Raw genomic sequence first — 21,257 nt, forward strand, 5'->3', positions numbered from 1 at the left:
CTAGTGTACTTGTATAGTGATGCATCAGAGGTATTAAAAACAGCTATTAATAATAATCCGGCAATTAACATGAAAAGCTCCCCTTTGATTTCCGGCGTCAAGCTCATGGGTGCCCTTGGGATTCCTTTGTCTCGTGCACTAATATTTTTTTGGAGTTAGCTGTTTTACTACTTAGCATTAAGTAAGTGCCTTTCATTCCGCTAAAACCCAATATTTACTTGCCATCCCACGCCAATTCAAACAGAATAGACACTTATTAAATCATCAATAATTAATTATTAAATTATCAATAAACACTTATTAAATAGTCAATAAATATTTAGTAAATAAACAATGTAATAGTCAAATAGAGATGGAATATTATGCTTAGTAAATTTAATAAAATAATGGAAAAATCTAAAAACGTACGTTCGTTTAAATGCCCTATGTTATTTGACATCTACGAACTGCTAACCTTTGAAGAAATATTACAACACAGCAACCCTGATCTGCTCGCTGAAGAAATTCTAAGAGTAGAAAATAATAATGATGCTTTGGGAATGCTCACGCACATACAGAATGAGTATTATAACAGTGATAAATTCATACAAACACCTGACAATGACAGACTATTAACCTTTGCGATATTATATTTCCGTCAAAATGTACCGCTTAAAAATATAAACCAATACACACTTGAGCCCACAATTGATATTAGAAATTTTGATTTATTTAATCGAGTAGTTGATAAAATATTCCCATATAGTAAACAGCCCAAATTAAATGTCGACACTCTTCGCCAAATAGAAAAGGCTTTATCAGCCCCTAAAAGTAACCGAAGCCAGAAAAAAAACGAACTAAGAATCCATTTGAACTTCATATATGATGCTGATGTTTTAAATTATAATATAACAACTCTAAAAACAGATAAGACCTATTGTCTAAACGAAATCAAAAAAATTTGGAATAACGCGTCGTCACTGGCAGATCCATTCGTAAAAAAAATAGAATATAAGGATAACGATATGGTCAATTATTATTGGGAAAATATTACAAATGCTATCCATTCTGAACTTTCCTTTAAGGTATCTAATTTTACACTTTATGGCTTAGCGACAGACTCTTTTGAAAATAAATACACCTCTCTGGTTTCCCTCATAGATTATTTGTTTTATACCGATAAATCCTTTGCTGCACTCGTTCTAAACAAAACTGCAAAAAACTGGAGTCAAAACAAGTTCAGACGAAATAATAAAAACAAAAAGTCATTCCAGTTTTTGATGGACATTACCTTGGAAGAAAAGATAAAGGAGTTAGCCATTAGAAAAGGTTTAAAAAAGAATGCCCTTATTGAAGAGTTGATTAATGAAGAGCATGCTAAATTAAAAAAGAAGCCTGAACTGTGAAATAAAAACCAGTCCCTTAAGTTATAGGACAAATCGGCTGATGTGGGGGGTCAAAGCCCGCATTATGGAAAACCCACCCATTTTAGTATTCCAAAATGAATTCCAAGATAGTAAAAAAATATTTAATTTAATTTAAATTCAATCAATTAAAGAGTAAAATCAAATCCCCCCGGCTCCACCAAATTCAGAAAAAAGACATCCTAGGATGTTTTTTTATTTAAAATTAGAACTTTATCACCTTTTTAGTCCCGTAACGTCCAATAGAATCCACCAGTAACCAAGAAATTTAGTATTCCAAAATACATATTAGAGTATTTGGAATACTAAAACGTTGAGTGATTACCATGGCTTTAATATACATAACCGATATTTTTACCTTAATTATCAAACGATAAATTATACTAATTAACAGTAAACCACGTTTCCCAATTTGCACTATTAACAACACGTGCTTTTTCCAATGCCTTTGCCAACTTAACCAACTGCTGTTTTGGATCTTGGTTAAAATCGAGCTTATGTAAACCCCGCTCTACTTCAACTCGCCAATACCCAACCCCCTGATCAAAGGTGATTGTTGATTCATGTCCCCCATCAAACTTTAATGTTAAGCTTCTTCGGTGAGGTACTTCATGCTTACCTACAACGTTCAGCTTGGCTTTTTCAGAGCAATTGTATTGTAGCCACGCGGTAAAAATATCTTGATAGTCGTCTTCATAAACCCAATCGTGTTGAATAGCATAACCAGGAGGTGCTTTTTTATCGGTAAAACAAGTGAATACTTCGATACTTGTTCTATCGTTTTTAGGTATAGCTGATAAAAATTCACATAACATCATCATACTCGTTGGGCTTTGAATATATCGGTCTGTATATGTTATCGACTGTAATGTATTGGTACTAATATGCTTTTCCAAGTTTACATTGGCATTTGTTAAGTGAGTTAATAACCTTTTACCAAACCCGATTAGTGGACCGTTTAACTCACTGAGCGCTGACACTTCTACTGCCCCAATTTCTTTTTCAGCTTTAAATGAGATTTGTTTTCCAATTATCTCATGAAATTGTTCTGACTGTACCGTTATTTCGTCACTGACTAACCATTCCTCACCCGGCAATTGTGCTAGCGTATTAGGGTTAGCAATAGTAATATAATGATCACCTCTAATCACTTGAAATACTACGGGGTAATTAAGTTGAGAGGTATGTATATCTACGCCAATACTTTCTAGTTCAGATAGAAAAGCCCTAACATCATCATTAAATTTAACATCAGGCACAAAAACTTGTACTTTTATTTGATCCGCTAAATAACTATGAAAGTGTGATTTAAATTGTGCAATTGAAGTATCCCAATCATCTACATTTTTAGATAAAACAAACTTAACGGTATTCGGCTTACTTCTAATGAACTCACTTAATTTTTCTTTTAATGTACTGGCTACATATTCAACCGGAACGCTAGGCCCCAATAACTGTTGAAACTCTGTCGGTAAAGCTATATACGCATGTATACCATTCAACCATCCTAAAGCAGCCTTACGATCTAACAAATCTATATCATGTCTCGAGTCAGATTCAAGAAGACACTTATGACAATAACAATCACACTCTTCATCACAACCTAATATATTTCGAGCTTTATCAAGTAAATTTTCAATGTTATCTTTTGCAGACGTCGCAAAACCAGCTCCGCCACTAACCATATCAAAAAGTTGAATCGCATGTGCTTTAGCATCTTTATCAATTAATGTAGGGCGACTGCCATAGCCAACCTCATTCACGGCAATACCAAGCTCATTGACTAGTGCTTTACGTAACGCAACAGCAAGAGTTACAGCAACCGATTCGTTATTTAAATATTCATTGGTTATTGGATTACGTAAAACCAGCTCAAATACATCGGTTGTGGTATTATATCCTAAATGTATTCCTTCTAAAATCTTTCCTGTAGCAGTGCATTCTGGTTTACCTTTATCATCTCGCTGAAATTTAGTTGGCATCGGTGGTCTATGTGGCGTTTCTAACGACAGTGCTTTAGGTAACTCTGATGTGGTTGTCATAGACTCGGCTTTACCACAACTCAAACAAACACCATAACCAGTGCCATGTAAACCAGAGCTATGGTGAAATACACTGCCTGTTGTATCACTGATCATAAAGCCAATATCAGGGTTGGGTAGTGGTATGTGTGTTCCTTTACCCATCACCCACGGTTGTTCTACCGGAACATAATGTGTATTGGCAATATTGTTTGTAGGTTCTCGGTAAAAATCCACCACAAAGCCAGTCGGCTGAATGACCTTTCTTTGATTATTTAATTTAATAGGTTGAGCACACTCTACGTTAGAGCAAATAATATCATTTTGTTTACTTAAATCGGCTTCATAGCCTGTTTGCCCGCATTTAGCACAACGCCATGCAACATCAAACTTTTGAGAATCTTTGCCACCATCTACATGAATATTTTGCCAATTAAGAGAAATGCCTGCTGAGCGATGAACTCGTCCATCTAATACTAACTCAGTACCGGGCGCAAACTCACGAATAGCAACAGCTAAATTGCGACTAGGCATACCACGACTCACGGAAACATTATCTTCCCGTTCAATGCTTTTATCTTTATATTTTTCCTTATCTTGTTGTGTACGTTGCCAATCAATCAATGAATCAACTTTAATGTTTACAACATCAGTTGGAAATCCATAACCCGGTAAAAAGCCACGTGTTGCTAAATCCCTTAATAGATATTCCTTTATCAACCTATTTTGGTCGCTGTTTAGCCTGTGAGCATATGGCCCTTCTGGATCTATATTCTTTAATTCGCTTGCAATATAGTTATATTCCGCCAACCAACGGTTGGCTAAGTCTTCTATTTTACCAACCGTATCATCACGTAAAGATTTAATGGATGAGTTAGCTAGTATTGTCCCTTTTACCAGCAATTTTATCTCTTCAGTTAAACCTGTACTTAAACTATCAACCCAGTCAATAAACTGTTCATATACAGCTTTTTCAGCCTCACCTTTAAAGTAAAACCACTGCAAATTTAAGAACAACTTCTCTTTACTTGTTGTGCCAATTTTGTCCCTTAAAAAGATGCCCAACAAAAATGAATTAACATGGCGTTGCACTATTTTTTTAGAGCTAAAAGTAACATTAGGAGCTAAGATTGGTGTAATAAAAGGCCATTTAGGCTCATTAAATACAAACTGGTCATGAGGGTTGCTTTTACAAATAGTAAAACCGATAGCCCGTGATTCACTTGAACGTCCCGCCCGGCCCGCTCTTTGTAAATAATTAGCAGGATGTGGGGGCACGTTATTCATCACAACTGCACTAATGCCACCAATATCAACCCCCATCTCCATTGTTGTTGAACAATTTAATACGTTCTTTTGTCCGTTTTTAAAACGTTCTTCGTAGCGCTCTAAGTTTTCAGACTTCTGCTGTGCTGAGTGCTCTGCCGTTGTATAATAAAAACCGCCTTCTACTGCACTATCGTTAATATCCGTCCATAAATTTTGTTCACGTAAAAGCTTTACCTTTTCATCCTTAGCAATATTTTTTCTAGTTTCTGCCACATACCTAGAATTATCTGTACTTGTGTCAAACTCCCAAATCGAAGGCAATGTAACAGACTTACATAAATAACTATCAGGATCTTTATTTGCCGGCATATAAGGCGATAAACCTGCAAAAACTGTATCTATTAATTTGTTGGTCACAGGGCAAATATACGCATCTGTAAATAAACTAAATTCAACAGTATTTAAGTTAAGTTGATACTGTTTTCCTGCATATTCATTTAGTGTACGAGTATTAACTAAAACATCCCAGGCAGACCTTAACCAGGTATTAATTTGGTCCTCTTCACGTTTACCTATGTTATTAAACTTTGCCGCTTTAATTAAAAGGTTAACGATGCGCTGTTGACGAGCCGTGCCTTTCTTGTATAAAGGCCAACGTTTTACGCTATTCTCATTTTCATCACTTGAATCTGGGCTAATTAAAAATTTAGGATAAAAATGCATACCTACCCAGCGAGATATTTCATGTGGTATGTTTACATAGGTATTCTCACGGACATAAAAATCCATGCACACTTTTAAATAGTTTTTCCAATCTTGCAGCGTAAAGTTATTTTCCTTCCAAAAATCTGGTACTTTATTGATCAACTCTATTTTAGGGTAAACCAACTTTACTAACCCTTGCGTCTCAACGTTATTTCTATTTTTGGGACGACGGGCAACTTCTCGAGTTAATATCATTTCAGAAAGTTTTGTTGCATCATTTAATGCAAATACTTCACGGGCAAGGTAATGGTTTTCAAAGGTCATTGATTTTGCGATATTATCGTCGCCTTTTAAAACGTCGATCATTTCCTTCCAGTTAACAGAGATCGGTTTTAGGCTTGGCTTTGTATTTGATTGAATGGCTACTATATATTGCTCAAGTGCAATAGCATCATCTGGTTTTACCTGCTTAATCGACGGTAGTAAAATTTTTAGTGTGTCAATTGGCATTGAACTATAGTCTTTCACTTTTTCAAGAAGCTCAGGATCTATATCCATTTTTTCTTCAAGGTGCTTTTTAAGCTCTCTAACTAAAGACCCTCTAAAATAAGACCGCTCTGCCTCTTGTTGCATATTCACCGAAATTTTAGCGGTACCTTGACGGCTGTCGGTAAAGGTGATCAACCTGCGGCCACGTGCAGGCAGCTCATTCGGCCCAAGTTGTTTAGTGTCGCTATCTTTGTCTGCTTCAAAATCTGGGCAATACTCTAAAATTGTTGGTACAACATTGGTCGCATAAAAAGGCGCGCCCAACATAGCTCGCCTAAGTGCACGTGTATTTTTACCGGTATACCCACAGTTAGAACATTCTTGGTCATCTTGTGGTCTTTCTGCTAAAAATATCTCACCTTCATCAAACGTCAGTTTTCCTTCTTTAGTTACACCTATTTTATAGTAACCACTTTCTTCATTTTCATTAGCACTAAACACAACGGGCTTTGATGTTTTATAGGTTGGTGATTTAGTACGTACATTGAGTTCATCTTGTAATTCGTCTTCCCGCTCCCCTTCGGTAAGAGCAAACTCATCAACATGACTATTTACCCATTGTTGGATATGTGAATTATTATCATAAACACCAAGTAAATGGGGTTCATTGCATTCTTCGCAAAAAGACAATTCAAGCACAGGCGCACCACAGTCACAGCGTGTTCTGTGTTTGGAATATACAGTGCCAAACTGCCAGTTTTCTTTGAGTCCTGACGGTTGTTTATGACTACAGTTTTTATCTATACATGACCACAAACCATCTAGTGTTCGTTGAAAATAATGTGCTCTTAGTTTTAAAAATGCTTCGTCATTTGCACTTGGTTTAGTCGCAGTACAAACATCAAGCCATTGATAAATTTCATCTTCAGTTAAATTAAAATGACTTAGACGCTGTTTAAGTTCATTAATCGTTTTGGGCGGGGTGTTTGGCTCGGTCAAAATAGCTCGTAACTCAACTGCTATTTCACTAGCTTCTAACGCCTGATACCTTAATTTTGAGATATCAGGATCACGTTTATCTTTTTTCTTTACCGGAACTATTCCTTCAGGCTCTATTTGTTTTATTTGAGCTAAAGATAGATCTTGTTTGGCTTTTTCTTCTAAAGGTGGTACAACTCGCTGACCACCAATAACATCAACTTGATCAACCGAAATATTCGCTAAACTAGCAAGGTACATTTTTAATTTTTCTTCTGCTTTTGAGCCCGCAATGGTTGCTGAAGTTGCGACAAACCTAATATTTTCAGGCCTTACTTCAAAAGCTTGCATGACTCGGCGTAATTGTAATGCTAATTCTGCGGCTTGTGAGCCAACATAGGTATGCGCTTCATCCAATACAATCCACCGAAGTTTACCTTTAGACTTTTCAATAATGGGGGCGTCGGTTTGCCTAACCAGCATATACTCAAGCATGGTGCCATTAGTTACCAGAATTGGCGCTGGGTTTTCACGTAAGCCCTCTCGACACATAACCTCTTGTGGTCTCACTTTTTGTTTTTGCTTTTCTTTACCATTCAAATGTTCAGGCGTTTTACCATTAAACAAACAAAAACGAATATTCCCCTCAAAATGCTGAGTCCATGCGTTTAAACGTTCACGCTGAGAATTAATAAGCGCATTAAGTGGATACAAAAATATCGCCCTAACACCTTCAAGTTGCTCTTTTGATTGTTCATACTCTCGATATAAATCTTCCAGCACTGGCACCATGAAACACTCTGTTTTACCAGATCCTGTACCGCTGGTAATGATCCGCGACTGCACTTTATCATCTAACAGCTCGTTCCATGCTTTATATTGGTGTGCAAATGGGTTCCATGTTTTCTTAAAGGCATAGCGATTGTTTTTGTCAGAGTCCAATGCATCTACTACAGCTTGCGACAATAAGCCTTCTGGTACCAGATCCCGCATCTGAAATTTAGTATTTCTTTCCCAACTAAACATTTGTTCAAAAACAGGTCCGTTAACAAACTGTTCATCTGTTTGCATTTTATTATTTAAGTGTTTTCTTAAATTAGGGTTATTAATACCTAGCACACTTAATGTTGCCTCTTTAGCACGAGCATTGGCTTGTTTTTTTAGAGTTGAAAAAAATCCATTCATCATCTTATTCCTGAATAAAAAAGCATAATGAGCATTGATAAACGGCATCAAACCAATTTCTATCAAACTCTATTAACTGGCGTAATAAAAAATAATTCACTTCTGAACAGCCAAGTACTTCTTCCCAAGTTACACTAGTTGAAGCAACAGCAGCCGCAACCATGGGGAAATACATAATTGAGCGTTGAAAGTCATGCGGAACATTAAAGAGTGTAAGTTCTGGGTAATTCTTTCCAATCCATTCGCTAAGTTGAGTTTTATAATGCTGAGGCCAACGAACTATTTCATCAGCATTGTTCCTAAGCAAATTTTCACGGTAGAACTCCACTAATCCAGAGTACCTTGCTTTATTGCTAGCATTTAATGAGAATAAATCAGGCAATGATACAAAACTACAAATAGCTTCTAACTTTTCAGCCGTATATTTAGCCACTAAAACATCTGGCAACCCCAATTGCGTCATATGTGATTCATAAAGGTTCTGTCCATGTTGCCACAAACTCAAGGGGATCAATTCCCAAACAATATTAAATTCTGTTTGTAGAATTTGTAGAACATTTGCGGTATTTAACTTAGTCGCAAAAGGTAAGATTGCCAAACAGTTAGGATGGCGCGCAAGTGCTTTAAAAGCCTCAAATGTTAACATCGGTAAGTGTGCATATTTTTCAATCAAACAATCCAAATAACGCCAGCCTGAATGCCCTATGTCTGTTGCCATAGCACTTAACACTTCATCAAATACAAATTTATTAAACTGTGGATGAAAAACTTCTGCCGCTTTCCCTAACGAACGTATTCTATCAGGCGCCTCTGATTGTTCTGTGGGGGGAATAAACACAGGCCTAAATTGCACATTTGAACTTTGTGAAGGTACAGCAAGTTTAGGTGAGTCAATTACCGGGGGCAATTCAAAGGTGCCAATGCATGCACCATCCGATGTTCGTTGCGCTAAAGATTGCGACTTTTGCTCTGGGTTAGCTAAGTTGATTAGTTCTACTTTTAAACCTGAAAAATCAACATCAGTGTGCGCATCAAACGTTAGAATGTTATGTTCTCTATTTCCTGTTAATGCAAACCAGCCGATAGTATATTGTTTTGTTCTCATTCCTGGCGCACTAATTAACATTCTAACCACTTCATCGAGTTCTGAAGATTCAGCCGTTGCGAGTAATTCTTTTATTTTCTCCCGCAAATCAAAAAGGTTTACCTCTTCAACAAACTTATCAACTTGATAATTAAATACATAAACTGCATTACCTTGCGCACTGGTTGGTGCTTTTAATTCTATTTCAAATGTCGTACAGGCTTTATGGGCCTCTTTGAATAAATTAATTCTAGCGCCCAGTAAATTATCGACTGAAAAGTGTCGCGGCAACTCTTTACCATTGCCATCAAACAACAATGCACCTTTGCTTGGGAAGGGTAATTTTAGCTCTATAGGTTCAGCAAGTAAGTTTGCTTGTATCGCTATATTAAAATAGGCGGGTGGTATATGGTCGGCTTGTAAATTAATACGTTTGCCATGCGCTATATTTATCGCATTTGAGGTTAATTCACCTGTTACATTATAAATAAAGGTAGTGTCGCTATGAATTTTAACACAACCTTCGTTAGCACTATTACTCGCTTGTAGCTGCATGGAAAAATTAGCAGGTAAAATAGCCAACTTACGTCGGTACAGTGTTTTATTGTTACGCTTAACCCTTAAAACTTGTCGGCCATACAGGCCAGCACTATATCTCACTTTACCTAATTCATCGTCGCCCAAAAAAACTTGCGTTTGTTGGAGATCACAGCTTACTTTAGGCAAACCTTTAAACACCGGATAGCCTTTGTCTGTTGTAAATTCAAACTCTTCTCCTGTGATAGTTAATAATTCTTTATTAAAACTCTCTTCTTTTGTTGATATTTCATACGTATCACCGTGATCATCAAAAACATACTTTAGTGTTAACACGCCACTAAATGTTAATAACCGGTAATTTGTTTTTTGGCTATCTTCATGCAAAGTTGCGTGCTCAAGCTCTATTTGTGCATTTTTTGAAGTAATAACAGCTAATGAGCCTGCTTTTTTACTTTTACTGCCCATACCATAAACAAGCTGCTTATCATCATCGGCTAGTAATATAATTGGCATTTCTTGATGTGGGATTGCCGAGGCTGGAATTTCTTCGGTATAACAAACTCGCCCCGCTTGCATAATAACAAGCTTTAAATCAGCGTCGTTTAAGCTACGTCTAAATTGCGCTTTTAATTTACGTGTGTGTAAAACAACATGGTCATTAACTGGCTCAGCACGCGCCATACCTAGGTCGGCGATTTGACGGCTCCCCTCATAAATTAATACTTCAACCATTGGCGCGGATAAGTCGTGTTTACTAACAGAAGCCGTAAACTTACTACTTACCGTAATACTCGCCGCAAAGGTCAATTCATCACTAGGTACTAACCACTGCTCTAATTTTAAACGTTCGGCGTTTTTTCTAAATTCTTTTCGTTGTTCAGCCGCAGATTTAAGCAGGCCAGATAAAAAGTCATCGCCGGTTTGATCATCAAACGGGATAGGAAAACTCACTCGCCATTTAGGCAAAGTTGAGTCAAGAAATTGCGTAGGATTACTTTGTTGTTCAAGCGCGTAAGTATCAATTAACCCATATAAGTTACTCACCATGTCATGGAGTAATTCAACCGTACTCAGCTCTTTAAATGCATCGGGCATTCTTACTAATTGCTGTTCAATTAACGGAATGGGCGACTGGCCAAAGGTTTTTGCTTTGTCATAATCGGCAAGTAAACGTTTAAACAAACTTTGAAACCGACTGCCCTGCTCGGCCAACAAACCAAAGGGTAAGCCACCTTCAGCGTAAACAGAGCCTAAATAATCATTGCGATTACCGCTGTGTTTATTAATGGGGCGCAGCCAAAAGTTCAGCCCTTTGGTAACAGCGGTTGAACGTTGGTTGGCGTCTATTTCATAACCCAAGGCTGCAAATATACCAGACCAAGTCCACCCAGAGCGGTATTCTCGTCGGTACCACTCAGCGCTAAACAAACAAAAAGCCGCACACCAATATTTGTTTTTAAACGTCGCGTTATTAGGCGCTTGTTGTTGTAATAAAGATTTTAGTCGAGAGTAATCCCCTACACTTAAATGATAGGTAAATAACGCAGCAGCAGTGGGGACTCGCAAGTTTCTTTTCGATAAAAACTCCGTGATAAAAGTAGTTACGTTATCTAATGTAACGGGCTTAAAAATTTCTGACATATCAACGTCCTTGTTATTGTTGTTTTAAACTAAAGGCTATAATTCGCCAGCGAAAGCTTTTTGGCTTAGTGAGTGGAAGTTCTCTTGTAATTTATTAGTTGAGCCAAGGGCTAAGCAATCAAACTCATTTATTTTTTTTACGACTTTAAGAAATTGCAATTGCTTCTCAATAGGTGGTAAAACAACCTTAATTTTGCTCAATCCTTCTTGGTTTATATTCGTTATTGTTGCTGTATTAGAAGCATCAATAAGTTTTCTCCTTTGGGAGTTGGTTCTAAGCTGAATTGACAAAAATTTTGAATCGACATCAGGTGAATTGACTGACATTTTTATCATGAAGGAGCTAAACAAGCATGGCTCTGATGAGTCATATGCAGAGCAAAAAGCTACACCATCTCTTTTTACTGATGAGCGAACGAACAGTAAATCCCCCTCTTGCAACAAATACTTCTCAATCTCCTTATCACTAACTTCAAGCAAAGAATATTTGACTGGTGAAAAGTAAGGCTTCTCATAAAGATCACCAATATTGGCAACTTTGTGCCCTTTTCCATAAAACTCTTTATTCTTTCCAATACCATTTTGGAAAGAGCTGGCTATATCTCCAAGTGTTTTAACTTCCCATCCCTTAGGGTTGGTGACGGGATCGCCGAACATATCTAGAAAGACGCTGCGGAGGAAGTCGTCGGCGAGGTCAATGGCTTGTTGGCGTTTGCGGCGCACACTGTCGGCTTTATCTAAAATCGCGGCGATGCGTTTTTGTTCGTCCAGTGGCGGGAGTGGGATTTCCGTTTCTCTAGCACGACTAATTGTATAAGTTCCGACAGTTGCACCACTAGAGTTTTGAATAAACCTTTGTACTACTGGGCTAGCAATAGCATATTGAACATATGAAATATCAACATCAATTTTTTTACGAAGCTTAATAACACTTGCGTCTTTAAAATAGAATTTGTCACCTTTTTGCACTGCGTATGTCAAACCTAAGGTCCCAACAGCAGTGACTAATATATCTCCTTCCTCTGGGGCACCAAACTTCGCTTTGTATTCTACATACATTGCTTCATCGATGAATAAATCATTATCAACTTTCCCTTCTCGTGAGAGTACAGCAATTTCTCTAGCTCGATAAAAAGGGATTCCTTCTTCCCTCCAATCTTTCTGATGTACGCGCTTACTTGAAGTAATTTCAAAGATATCCCCCAGCTTCACCATCGGCCAACTCACAGCATGCCCTCCAGCTCTTTCAACTCAGCCAAGATCTCGTTTTCCAACGCTACCAACTTACTCAATATCAATTTTGGCGCTTCGTATTGCTCTTCCTCATAAACCACCTCTTTGTAGCGGTTAATGGAAAGATCATATTTATTTGAAGTGATGTCTTCTTTGCTGACCCAAAACGCTTTTTGCGTTTTATCGTTTGCCTCAGTTTCAGCGATAGCTTTGTCACGGGCTTTAAACTGGGCAACCAAATCTGGCAGGTCGTTATCTTTAATCGGTGTGCGTTTATCATCGAGCGAAAAGCCATCGGCTTGCACATCATAAAACCATACATGATCAGTGGTTCCGCCCTTGGTGAATATTAAAATCGCGGTTGATACACCCGCATAAGGTTTAAATACCCCACTAGGCAGTGAAATCACCGCCTCAAGCTGGTTATTATCCACTAATAGTTTACGCAATTGTTGGTGCGCATTAGATGAGCCAAATAAAACACCATCAGGCACGATAGTCGCTGAGCGGCCACCTATACGTAACATGCGTTCAATCAACGCCACAAAAAGCAACTCAGTCTTTTTGGTTTTTACTTTACGTAAAATTTCTGGGCAAACATCTTCTTCATCTAACGAGCCTTTGAACGGAGGATTGGCGAGAATAATTTCCATGCCTTCTTTTGCTTCAGCAGGAAACTTCTCTAAGAAAGATTGGCTTAAGGTATCTTGGTAGTGGATATCGGGCTGTTTAATGCCGTGCATCACTAAGTTCATAGCCGCAACCCTTAACATGGTGGCATCAAAATCAAAGCCGTGGAACATATCGGTATCGATGTGTTTACGTGCATCTTCGTCAATTAAATCGCCTGAATACAAGACGTTTTCAAGCTGTTTACCGTTGCTGTCTAATAACGGCTTGCCATCGACATCAAATAGCGGCTCGCGTTCAATACCTTCTGGTGAGGTATATTTCTCAAGTAGGTACTCGTAAGACACTGATAAGAAGCCACCTGTGCCCGTTGATGGGTCACAAATACGGCTGTTTTTATCTGGGTCCATCATTTCCACCATTGCACGAATAATGTGGCGTGGCGTTCTAAACTGGCCGTTAATACCTGCCGTGGTTAACTTACTTAATAGATATTCATATAAGTCACCTTTGGTATCAGAGTTTTCTAATGGTAAGTCGTTCACCATCTCTACCGCTTTCACTAATAGCGATTGCTTTTGGATCATCAACTGCGCGTCTTTCATAAACTCGTTGAAAATAGCGCCTTCGGTTGATTCATCATCATTGGCTTTAGAGAAATACGGAAATAGCTCGTCCTTAACCACTTTATAAAGTTCTTCCGCGCCTAAATGACGCAGGTTTTGCCAACGCAAATGTTGTTCGTTGTCATTAAAGCGGCGGGTAAACGGCTTTTTGATTCTGGCGAAACGCTTTTCATCGGCTTGCTCATTCATATCGAGCATACGGGCATACATTAAAAAGGTAATTTGCTCGATTACCGTTAGCGGGTTGGTAATGCCGCCCGTCCAAAATTCTTCCCAAAGTTTGTCTATTTTGCTTTTAAGCTGACCTGTGATCATGTTTTATATTTTTCCTTTATGGCGGGCTAACGCCCCACCTACTGCTATATTATTGGGTTGTTTAATTCACGCTCAATAAGTTTTCAATTAAGCGAATAATGGTGTCTTTTTCTTGCGGCCTAGACTCTGCAACTAACAAAGTAATGGCCGCTAAGCCGGTGTCATTAATTACGGGTTGGTAATTGTCATTTAATAAACGGTTATTCCGATTTAAAAAATCGACAAATAAAAATGCGGCAGTACGTTTGTTGCCATCACTAAAGGGGTGATTTTTTACCACAAAGTACAACAAGTGCGCGGCTTTACTTTCAATACTTGGATAAGCCGGTTCACCAAATACGGTTTGATCGAGTGCGCCCCAAATTGCGGCTAAACCATCTTCTCGTTCCTGTGCAAACAAAGGCGTGGCTTCTCCTTTATTGATAAGATTTTTTTTAAGTTCAGCAATGGCCGTTTTAGCATCGGCAAGTGGCGTTAACTCGCCACCTTGCTGGCCTTGGGGTGTTTCTAACAGGCCTTCGTCGTATCGCTGTAACCATAAAAACGTTTGGGTATAACTGGCAATAATATCAACTAGCCCTACACCAAATTCACTGTTTTGCGGTAAAGCAGACGCACGTTTTACAAGTAACAACGCTTTTTCAAGCTCCTTGGCGTTTTGGCTTAAACGATCCTGGTTTAATGTGTAACCTTTGAGCAAGTGTTGCTTAAGCGTTTTTGTTGCCCATTGGCGAAACTTTACACCTTGTTGAGACTTTACTCGGTAACCGACAGAGATGATTACATCAAGGTTATAATGATTAGTTTGATAAGTTTTGCCGTCGGAAGCAGTTATCCGGAATTTCCGGACAACTTCACTTTCAACCAACTCATTGTCTTTAAAAATATTACGGATATGCTCTGAAATGGTTCTTTTATTTTTATCAAATAGGGCTACCATATCAGCCTGAGTTAACCAAACTGACTCATCTTGCAAGGTAACTGCAAGTTGTAAGCTGCCATCGTCATTTTGAAACACTTCTACTTGATTAGCCATTTACATGCTCACTTCTTTAGCTACCGTTTGTTTTTTATTACCCAACTCCACATCAAACTGTTTAATAAACTGTTCAATCACATCGGCTTGCGCTTCACTAAATACGCCGTCTAATCCCATGTCATGTACTTGGGTAAAGGGTGCATCGTACAGCTGATCAATTTTGATAACACCATATCGCACTAAGTGATTTTTTAATAAACCAATAAAACGCTGTTGTTTCGCATTCATATGGGTATGGGTTTGCTGTACAAATTGTGTAAAACGCTGTTCTATTACGTCTTTGTCCATACCAACAATAGTGCGTAGAATTTTATCTAAGCTTGCCGTTGAATCTGGATAAAATTCTTTTAAGGTATTTAAGTCTACATTCGGGTTTTGAATGTGAACCAAAGCATTTAAGCGAGCGATATCATCTTCGGTAACTGGGCTACCGGCACGGATTTTTTGTAATACGCTATCGGTTTCAAATAGTGGTGCTAAGGTTTTTTCCACCTCTTGGCGGAATATTTGATAGTCAATCGACACTATCTTGGTGGGGCGCTCTGTAACCTGATAGTCAGCTTCATTTTCTCTTATGTCTAAGATAACTTCTTGTGAAGGCTGTTTTATACCTTTTTCTCTTAAATGAATAACGCTACGCAATGCCTTGCGACTGGTTTCCAGTGTTTCAAAACCGTCTATTGATGCTGTTAGGTTCTGCCAGTATTCCTCTTTTTGAATATCTGCAATAAAACTTGCCTTAGCACGCACCTCATTTAAGTGCATTTGTAGTTTTTCTATCTTCACCATTAATGCTTGCCTAGCTAAGTCGATTTGGCTTGGGTCGGTGTATAGCAAAGTTTGGATAATGCCGATTTCATTATCAAATTTATAGGCTTCTGACTGGCCCATAATATTGCGCCATTGCATCAGAGGTGCAATATGTTCATAGAGACTTGCTTTAGTTTCTGGGGCAAACTGGTTGAGGTATTTTTCGTCTTTGCATGCTTCAACTACCTGCCAATTGTCACGCACCGCGATGGTATTCATATCAAGTGACCACACATCTTGATGAATGAGTTTTATCACTTCATCAAACGTTGCAACATCGGCTTTTTTAAGTGCGGTTTCAGCCAATAACAAGCGTGATTCAAATAGCTTTTGAGTCAGCGATTTTGACTGTTTAACGTCCTCTTCTTCTGGGTCCATATCGAAGTATTCGAAGTTTTCCCAGTGATCGAAAATCAAGAAGTGGCTTTTGTCTTTGCCTGCGCCGCTCTCTACACCAGCATAGAGATCTTTACACAAGCGCGTGCCACGCCCAATCATTTGCCAGAACTTCACTTTCGATTTAATTGGCTTAGCAAATACGAGATTTACACATTCAGGCACATCAATACCTGTGTCGAGCATATCAACCGAGACGGCTATGCGAATGCTGTTTTCATCTGTCGATTTAAAATCGTCAATAAGCTCTTCAGCACGTTCATATTTCGAGTGAATAACTCGGCAAAAGTTATTCCCCAACTGCGGATACATTTCTGCAAATAGGTTTGCCATAAGTTCGGCGTGAGCAATATTCCGCGCAAATACAATTGTTTTACCCGGCAATTGACCATCAACATCACGTAAACCTTTTTCCATCAGGTTACGCAGTATCACACGGTTGGTATCTTTGTTTTTTACCGCTTCATCGATTTGTTTGGCGTCGAAGTCTAACTCGTTAGGGTCAATGCCTTGCTCTTCTAGTTCCGCGATCTGCTCGTCGGTGAGATTATTTTTACTGATCCCTTCGCGCAGGAATTTAGTGGTAAAGCTTACGATTTTGTAGGGTACTAAGTTACCGTCTTCTATCGCTTGCTCTAGCGGGTAATTCGCCGTCGGCATTTTAAAATCGCAACCAAATAACTGACAGGTAGAACGAGACACCATTTCAACTGGGGTTGCAGTTAAGCCAACTTCTAATGCATCAAAGTATTTGAATATGTCGCCGTAAACATTGTAAATAGAACGATGTGATTCATCGGCAATAATAAGATCAAAATAGCCAACATCATACTTTTGGAATATACGCATCATGCCCGGATAGGTTGCAATAAAAACACGAGCACTGCTTGCTGCTTCTTTTTTACTTTTTCCAACCACATAAAGCGGCTCTTTGGTAAATTCGTTAAAGGCATTACCCGCTTGTTTACGAAGCTCCTTTCGGTCACATAGGAATAAAACACGTTTTGCCCAGCCTGCATCGAGTAGCCGTTTGGCTAAAGCAATTGATACACGGGTTTTACCCGTACCTGTTGCTTGTACGATAAGAGATTTACGGTGTTTGTTGGTGAAACGCTCACAGACTCGCGATATGGTTTCCATTTGGTATAGCCGACCAGCTACATCGGTATCAATAGGCGTTTGGTTGAGATCTTTTTTCAAAGTTCGCTGCTTAACAAGGTATTGCAGCGAGTCTTTTGAATAATAACCATAAAGCTTGCGGCTGTTATATCCTTGAGCATCATCTAAGATACGAATGTCGTAGCCATTTGAATAGAATATTACAGGGCGTTGACCAAATTCTTTTTCCAGTGCATCAGCATAGATTTTGGCTTGCTCGCGGCCTTTTTCAACTGATTCACGAGTACGCTTTGCTTCAATAACTGCCAATGGCTTACCATCATCATCCCACAGAACGTAATCAGCTCTTCCGTTTCCACTATTCGTTGGCTGATGTGGCAAATCTACTTCTTTGCCCACTTCATCGGTGCTAGATTCGTCCAGTGATACATTCCAGCCCGCTGCACGTAAATCCATATCAATAATTCGGGCGCGAGTTTCATCCTCGTCAAACTTAAAGCTTGATGTGATGTTCTTATTCAGCGATTGCACTTGGCTGACTTTTTCAGAGTCAATTGCTTGTTTAAGCTTGGATGCTTCAATTTGCGCTAACCTTTGCGCTTTCTCGGAAGCTTCCAGTTCCTCTAATGCTTTCTTTAACCGTGCTTCGTTTTCAGCTAGCTGTTTTTCAAGTTGTGTGTTCTTTTTAACAAACTCTGCCCCAGATTGATCAATAGGTTTTGTTTGTTCTGGGATCGTAAACTCAGGACAATCTTCTTGCTTGCCTCCCGCATAAGCCATATAGAGGTAACTAGCGACAAAGTAACTTTCTTTTAATATCCAGATAGCTTGCTGTTGATCGACTTTGCCTTCATGCGCAGCTTGGTTACCGCTTTTACGGATCGCATGAAGTTTGTCAGTAATTAAGCTAGGTACGACACTTGTGAAGTCGTCTGAGGTTAACTTGTCATAGATGTTAGAGTTGGGGAATACAGGTAGGCGAAGCTCCTTGTACAAATATCCAACCACTTTTTCAGCAAAACAGCGCAACTTTACTAAAGCACTTTGTGGGTCACTGACCACATAGTCTTCTGCAAATGCAGCAAGCTGATGTAATTCAGGCCATTTGGTTTGGATATGTTCAAAATTCATTGATTGCTTCATTCCTAGTTATTCCTTGTGTCGCTTCCTATATGGCAAGCACAGTGCCAAATTTGAAATTATTGTTGATTATCTGCTTTATCATTTTCAATTCCCAATCGCTTCATCCAATTTGTTAGCGTTTGATGGTCTTTTAAGCCCAACATTTGGGTAGCGTGTTTTTTAACATTTCCGCTTGCCTTTAATGCTGCTTCAACATATTTTTTTTGATAATTTTCAGTTAGTTGAATTATATCCACTTTATCATTATAAGACAGCCTAACATCCTTTTTTTTCTCATCAAGTCTTCTATTTATGATCGCTTCAGACAATTCCTTTTCACCTACCAATCTTGTATCTGTCCAGAGAAAAGCCCTATTTAATGTGCTCCACAATTCACGAATATTGCCTAGCCATGATTGCGATAAAATAAATTTAATTCCATTTTCGGAAACTTTTTTACTTATATAGTCTGGGTGTTTTGAACCTGAATCATTAATTTTTTCTGTCAGTTGTTCAACTATAGCTGGAATATCTTCAAGTCGATCTCTAAGTGGTGGCATATTGATAATGCCCACCGCTAATCGATAAAACAGATCTTCTCGAAAATCCCCTTGTTCAATCAAGGTGGTCAAATCTTGGTGGGTAGCCGCGATAACGCGCACATCGACATTAATGGTTTTTGTATCACCAAGTCTGGTAATTTCACCTTGTTGTAATGCCCTTAGAAGCTTAACTTGTATATCAGGTTTTAATTCACCCACTTCATCTAAAAATAAAGTACCGCCATTGGCTTGCTCAAATAGACCAGCATAATCTTTATCTGCGCCAGTAAACGCCCCTTTTTTATGACCAAACAGTGTTGAATCAACTAGATTTTCAGCAAGCGCACCACAGTTTACAACTCTAATAGGCTTATTTGCTCTAAGGCTACCTTTGTGGATAGCATTTGCCATTAGCTCTTTACCAGTACCTGTTTCACCTAAGATAAGTGCTGGAACTTCGGACGCTGCTATTCTTTTTGCCTTTTCAACCACCTCGCGCATTGCTTTAGATTCAGCCGTTAATTCAAAAAATGCTTTTTGTATTTTAGGTAATGAAGTCGCTGTATGAGCAATGTTCTTTGAGGCAGACTTTACGTATTCTTTACCGAAATCCAGTGGTATTTCGACTTCTTCAATAACGTTTTTCGGAGACGATTGCACAAAGCGTGTATTGGACTTTCCTTTACCATGCAGTACAGAAAGGGTTGTCATTGCGGGCGTGCCGGACGTTAGATTGATCGATAGAATGTCAGATTCTTCAGATAATTTAGTTATCCATTTTTCCGTTTCAACTGAAATAGATTGGTAGTCAATTGGATTTAGGATCTTTGCCATGTGAATTTTAATATCATTTGAAGGGCGTCTTATCATGGCCATACGCTTTTTCAAAAAGCGTTCAAACGAATCCCACTTAGCTTCATCTTTGTTAGAAAGAATAACGATTTTATCGAATGGAACTTTAGATTTTGTCGCGAGTGAAACAATAGCCGCGTTTTGCTCTTGCTCCATGCTTTCAATATCGCGATTACCAAGCCATGTAAAAAGTGTATGCACTGTCGAATTGCTTATTTTTATTCATTTGTAAATCATCTTACATGAAATAATTATTTTTACCTAATGTAAGGAATAAGCTTGATTTATCATAGAAGGCTTAAAAAAATATGTCATGTGTTTAGCAGTAGTTTGCTCGATGACACCAAATAATTTCGAACTAAACCCACACCTACATTACCCATTCGCTAACAATCCGATAAACTTTAAATTTAAGAGGTAATAAACATAATTCAATGTCCGAAATGTCAGTCAAAAAATGTGGTGCAATTAAACTATGGTAAGCGTATTGCGGGTGGGATTGGTATGGCTTCCGGTTTTTGGGCCAGTTTGAAGTCGGCTTCGTACGGTGCGCAAATTGTGATTAAAGTTGATGCGTTTTCCTAGCCATTTGGCATAACAACTGGTGCCATTTTAGGAGGGCTAGCCGGCGGCTTGGTCGGTTATAAAATTGGTGAAAAGCTTGGTGAAGTGATTGATGAAAATATTCCCGATAATTGTCAGTGTTTAAGCTGTAACTATAAGTTTGGTTTAGCTAATCAAAAATCAACTGGCCTTTAAGCAAACATAAACCTAACCGGATTGCGCTTTATATGGCGCATGTGGGTAGCTATGCTTTTATATTTCATTGGCAATTCCCAAGCATAAGTTGCATCACGCCGCTTCGCTATGCGCTGCTGTATCCAGTCTTCTACTTCAACCTCCACCCAAGCAACATTTCTAACCCCTAAATCAAAAGGATGTGGGAAACGCCCAGTTTTAACATATTCATACAAGCTCACTAAATGGGGGCTACGATGAATAAGCCAAGAAATAAAGAGTCCGTACAAGATACGGCAGCTCGTTTAAGAACAAACAGAATCATCAAACACTTATTGCTTGGAGAGCTAATACAAGGCCAAGCGTTAAAAAGTTTACGTATAAGTATACTAGGACTCAAACAGGATGTGTTCGCAAGACTGGTCGATGTCTCAAAAAAACACGCTCAGGTATAGCGAATGATTGGGGTCGCGACAATACAGACATTCTCAACTAGGTATTTAAACCATTTGGCTTAAAA

The 21,257-nt window shown here is 38.6% G+C and carries 9 protein-coding genes; 1 reads left to right on the forward strand and 8 read right to left on the reverse strand.

Translation table 11 applies throughout. The features are described from left to right. The first annotated feature begins 362 nt into the window (after positions 1-362). Entirely contained in the window at positions 363-1,385 is a 1,023-nt protein-coding gene (locus tag C727_RS0113705; protein ID WP_017446215.1) for a hypothetical protein, read from the forward strand. A 401-nt stretch (positions 1,386-1,786) separates the two neighbouring features. Here C727_RS0113705 and C727_RS0113710 read toward each other — a convergent pair whose 3' ends face one another. From C727_RS0113710 to C727_RS19130, 8 genes are all read right to left on the reverse strand, one after another. Further along, the gene (locus C727_RS0113710; protein ID WP_026052727.1) at positions 1,787-8,053 is read right to left on the reverse strand and encodes a DEAD/DEAH box helicase; all 6,267 of its coding nucleotides are present in this window, start codon (positions 8,051-8,053) and stop codon (positions 1,787-1,789) included. A gap of 1 nt (position 8,054) precedes the next feature. Continuing rightward, positions 8,055-11,315, reverse strand: coding sequence for an STY4851/ECs_5259 family protein (locus C727_RS0113715; RefSeq protein ID WP_017446217.1), 3,261 nt, complete (start codon positions 11,313-11,315; stop codon positions 8,055-8,057). 36 nt (positions 11,316-11,351) lie between these two features. Then, positions 11,352-12,542 (reverse strand): restriction endonuclease subunit S, encoded by a 1,191-nt coding sequence (locus tag C727_RS0113720; RefSeq protein WP_017446218.1) that lies wholly within the window; start codon positions 12,540-12,542, stop codon positions 11,352-11,354. Next, positions 12,539-14,119 carry a type I restriction-modification system subunit M gene (locus C727_RS0113725; RefSeq protein ID WP_017446219.1) on the reverse strand — a complete coding sequence of 527 codons (1,581 nt, stop codon included), beginning with the start codon at positions 14,117-14,119 and terminating at the stop codon, positions 12,539-12,541. The genes C727_RS0113720 and C727_RS0113725 overlap by 4 nt, the downstream gene beginning before the upstream one ends. A gap of 61 nt (positions 14,120-14,180) precedes the next feature. Beyond that, entirely contained in the window at positions 14,181-15,155 is a 975-nt protein-coding gene (locus C727_RS19690; protein ID WP_017446220.1) for a virulence RhuM family protein/type II toxin-antitoxin system death-on-curing family toxin, read from the reverse strand. Then, entirely contained in the window at positions 15,156-18,626 is a 3,471-nt protein-coding gene (locus C727_RS0113735) for a DEAD/DEAH box helicase family protein (protein ID WP_017446221.1), read from the reverse strand. It abuts the gene before it with no gap. Positions 18,627-18,682: 56 nt separating this feature from the next. Next, positions 18,683-20,200, reverse strand: coding sequence for a sigma-54 interaction domain-containing protein (locus C727_RS0113740; protein WP_017446222.1), 1,518 nt, complete (start codon positions 20,198-20,200; stop codon positions 18,683-18,685). Positions 20,201-20,754: 554 nt separating this feature from the next. Beyond that, positions 20,755-20,979 (reverse strand): helix-turn-helix transcriptional regulator, encoded by a 225-nt coding sequence (locus C727_RS19130; RefSeq protein ID WP_017446225.1) that lies wholly within the window; start codon positions 20,977-20,979, stop codon positions 20,755-20,757. Between the last annotated feature and the right edge of the window lie 278 nt (positions 20,980-21,257).

Source organism: Gayadomonas joobiniege G7, assembly GCF_000300815.1.
GTDB lineage: Bacteria > Pseudomonadota > Gammaproteobacteria > Enterobacterales > Alteromonadaceae > Catenovulum > Catenovulum joobiniege.

Bases quoted from the DNA above. Each gene is read 5' to 3' on its own strand.
- C727_RS0113735 (WP_017446221.1), bottom strand. From the start codon at position 18,626: ATGAAGCAATCAATGAATTTTGAACATATCCAAACCAAATGGCCTGAA.
- C727_RS0113705 (WP_017446215.1), top strand. From the start codon at position 363: ATGCTTAGTAAATTTAATAAAATAATGGAAAAATCTAAAAACGTACGT.
- C727_RS0113710 (WP_026052727.1), bottom strand. From the start codon at position 8,053: ATGATGAATGGATTTTTTTCAACTCTAAAAAAACAAGCCAATGCTCGT.
- C727_RS19690 (WP_017446220.1), bottom strand. From the start codon at position 15,155: ATGGCTAATCAAGTAGAAGTGTTTCAAAATGACGATGGCAGCTTACAA.
- C727_RS0113725 (WP_017446219.1), bottom strand. From the start codon at position 14,119: ATGATCACAGGTCAGCTTAAAAGCAAAATAGACAAACTTTGGGAAGAA.
- C727_RS0113715 (WP_017446217.1), bottom strand. From the start codon at position 11,315: ATGTCAGAAATTTTTAAGCCCGTTACATTAGATAACGTAACTACTTTT.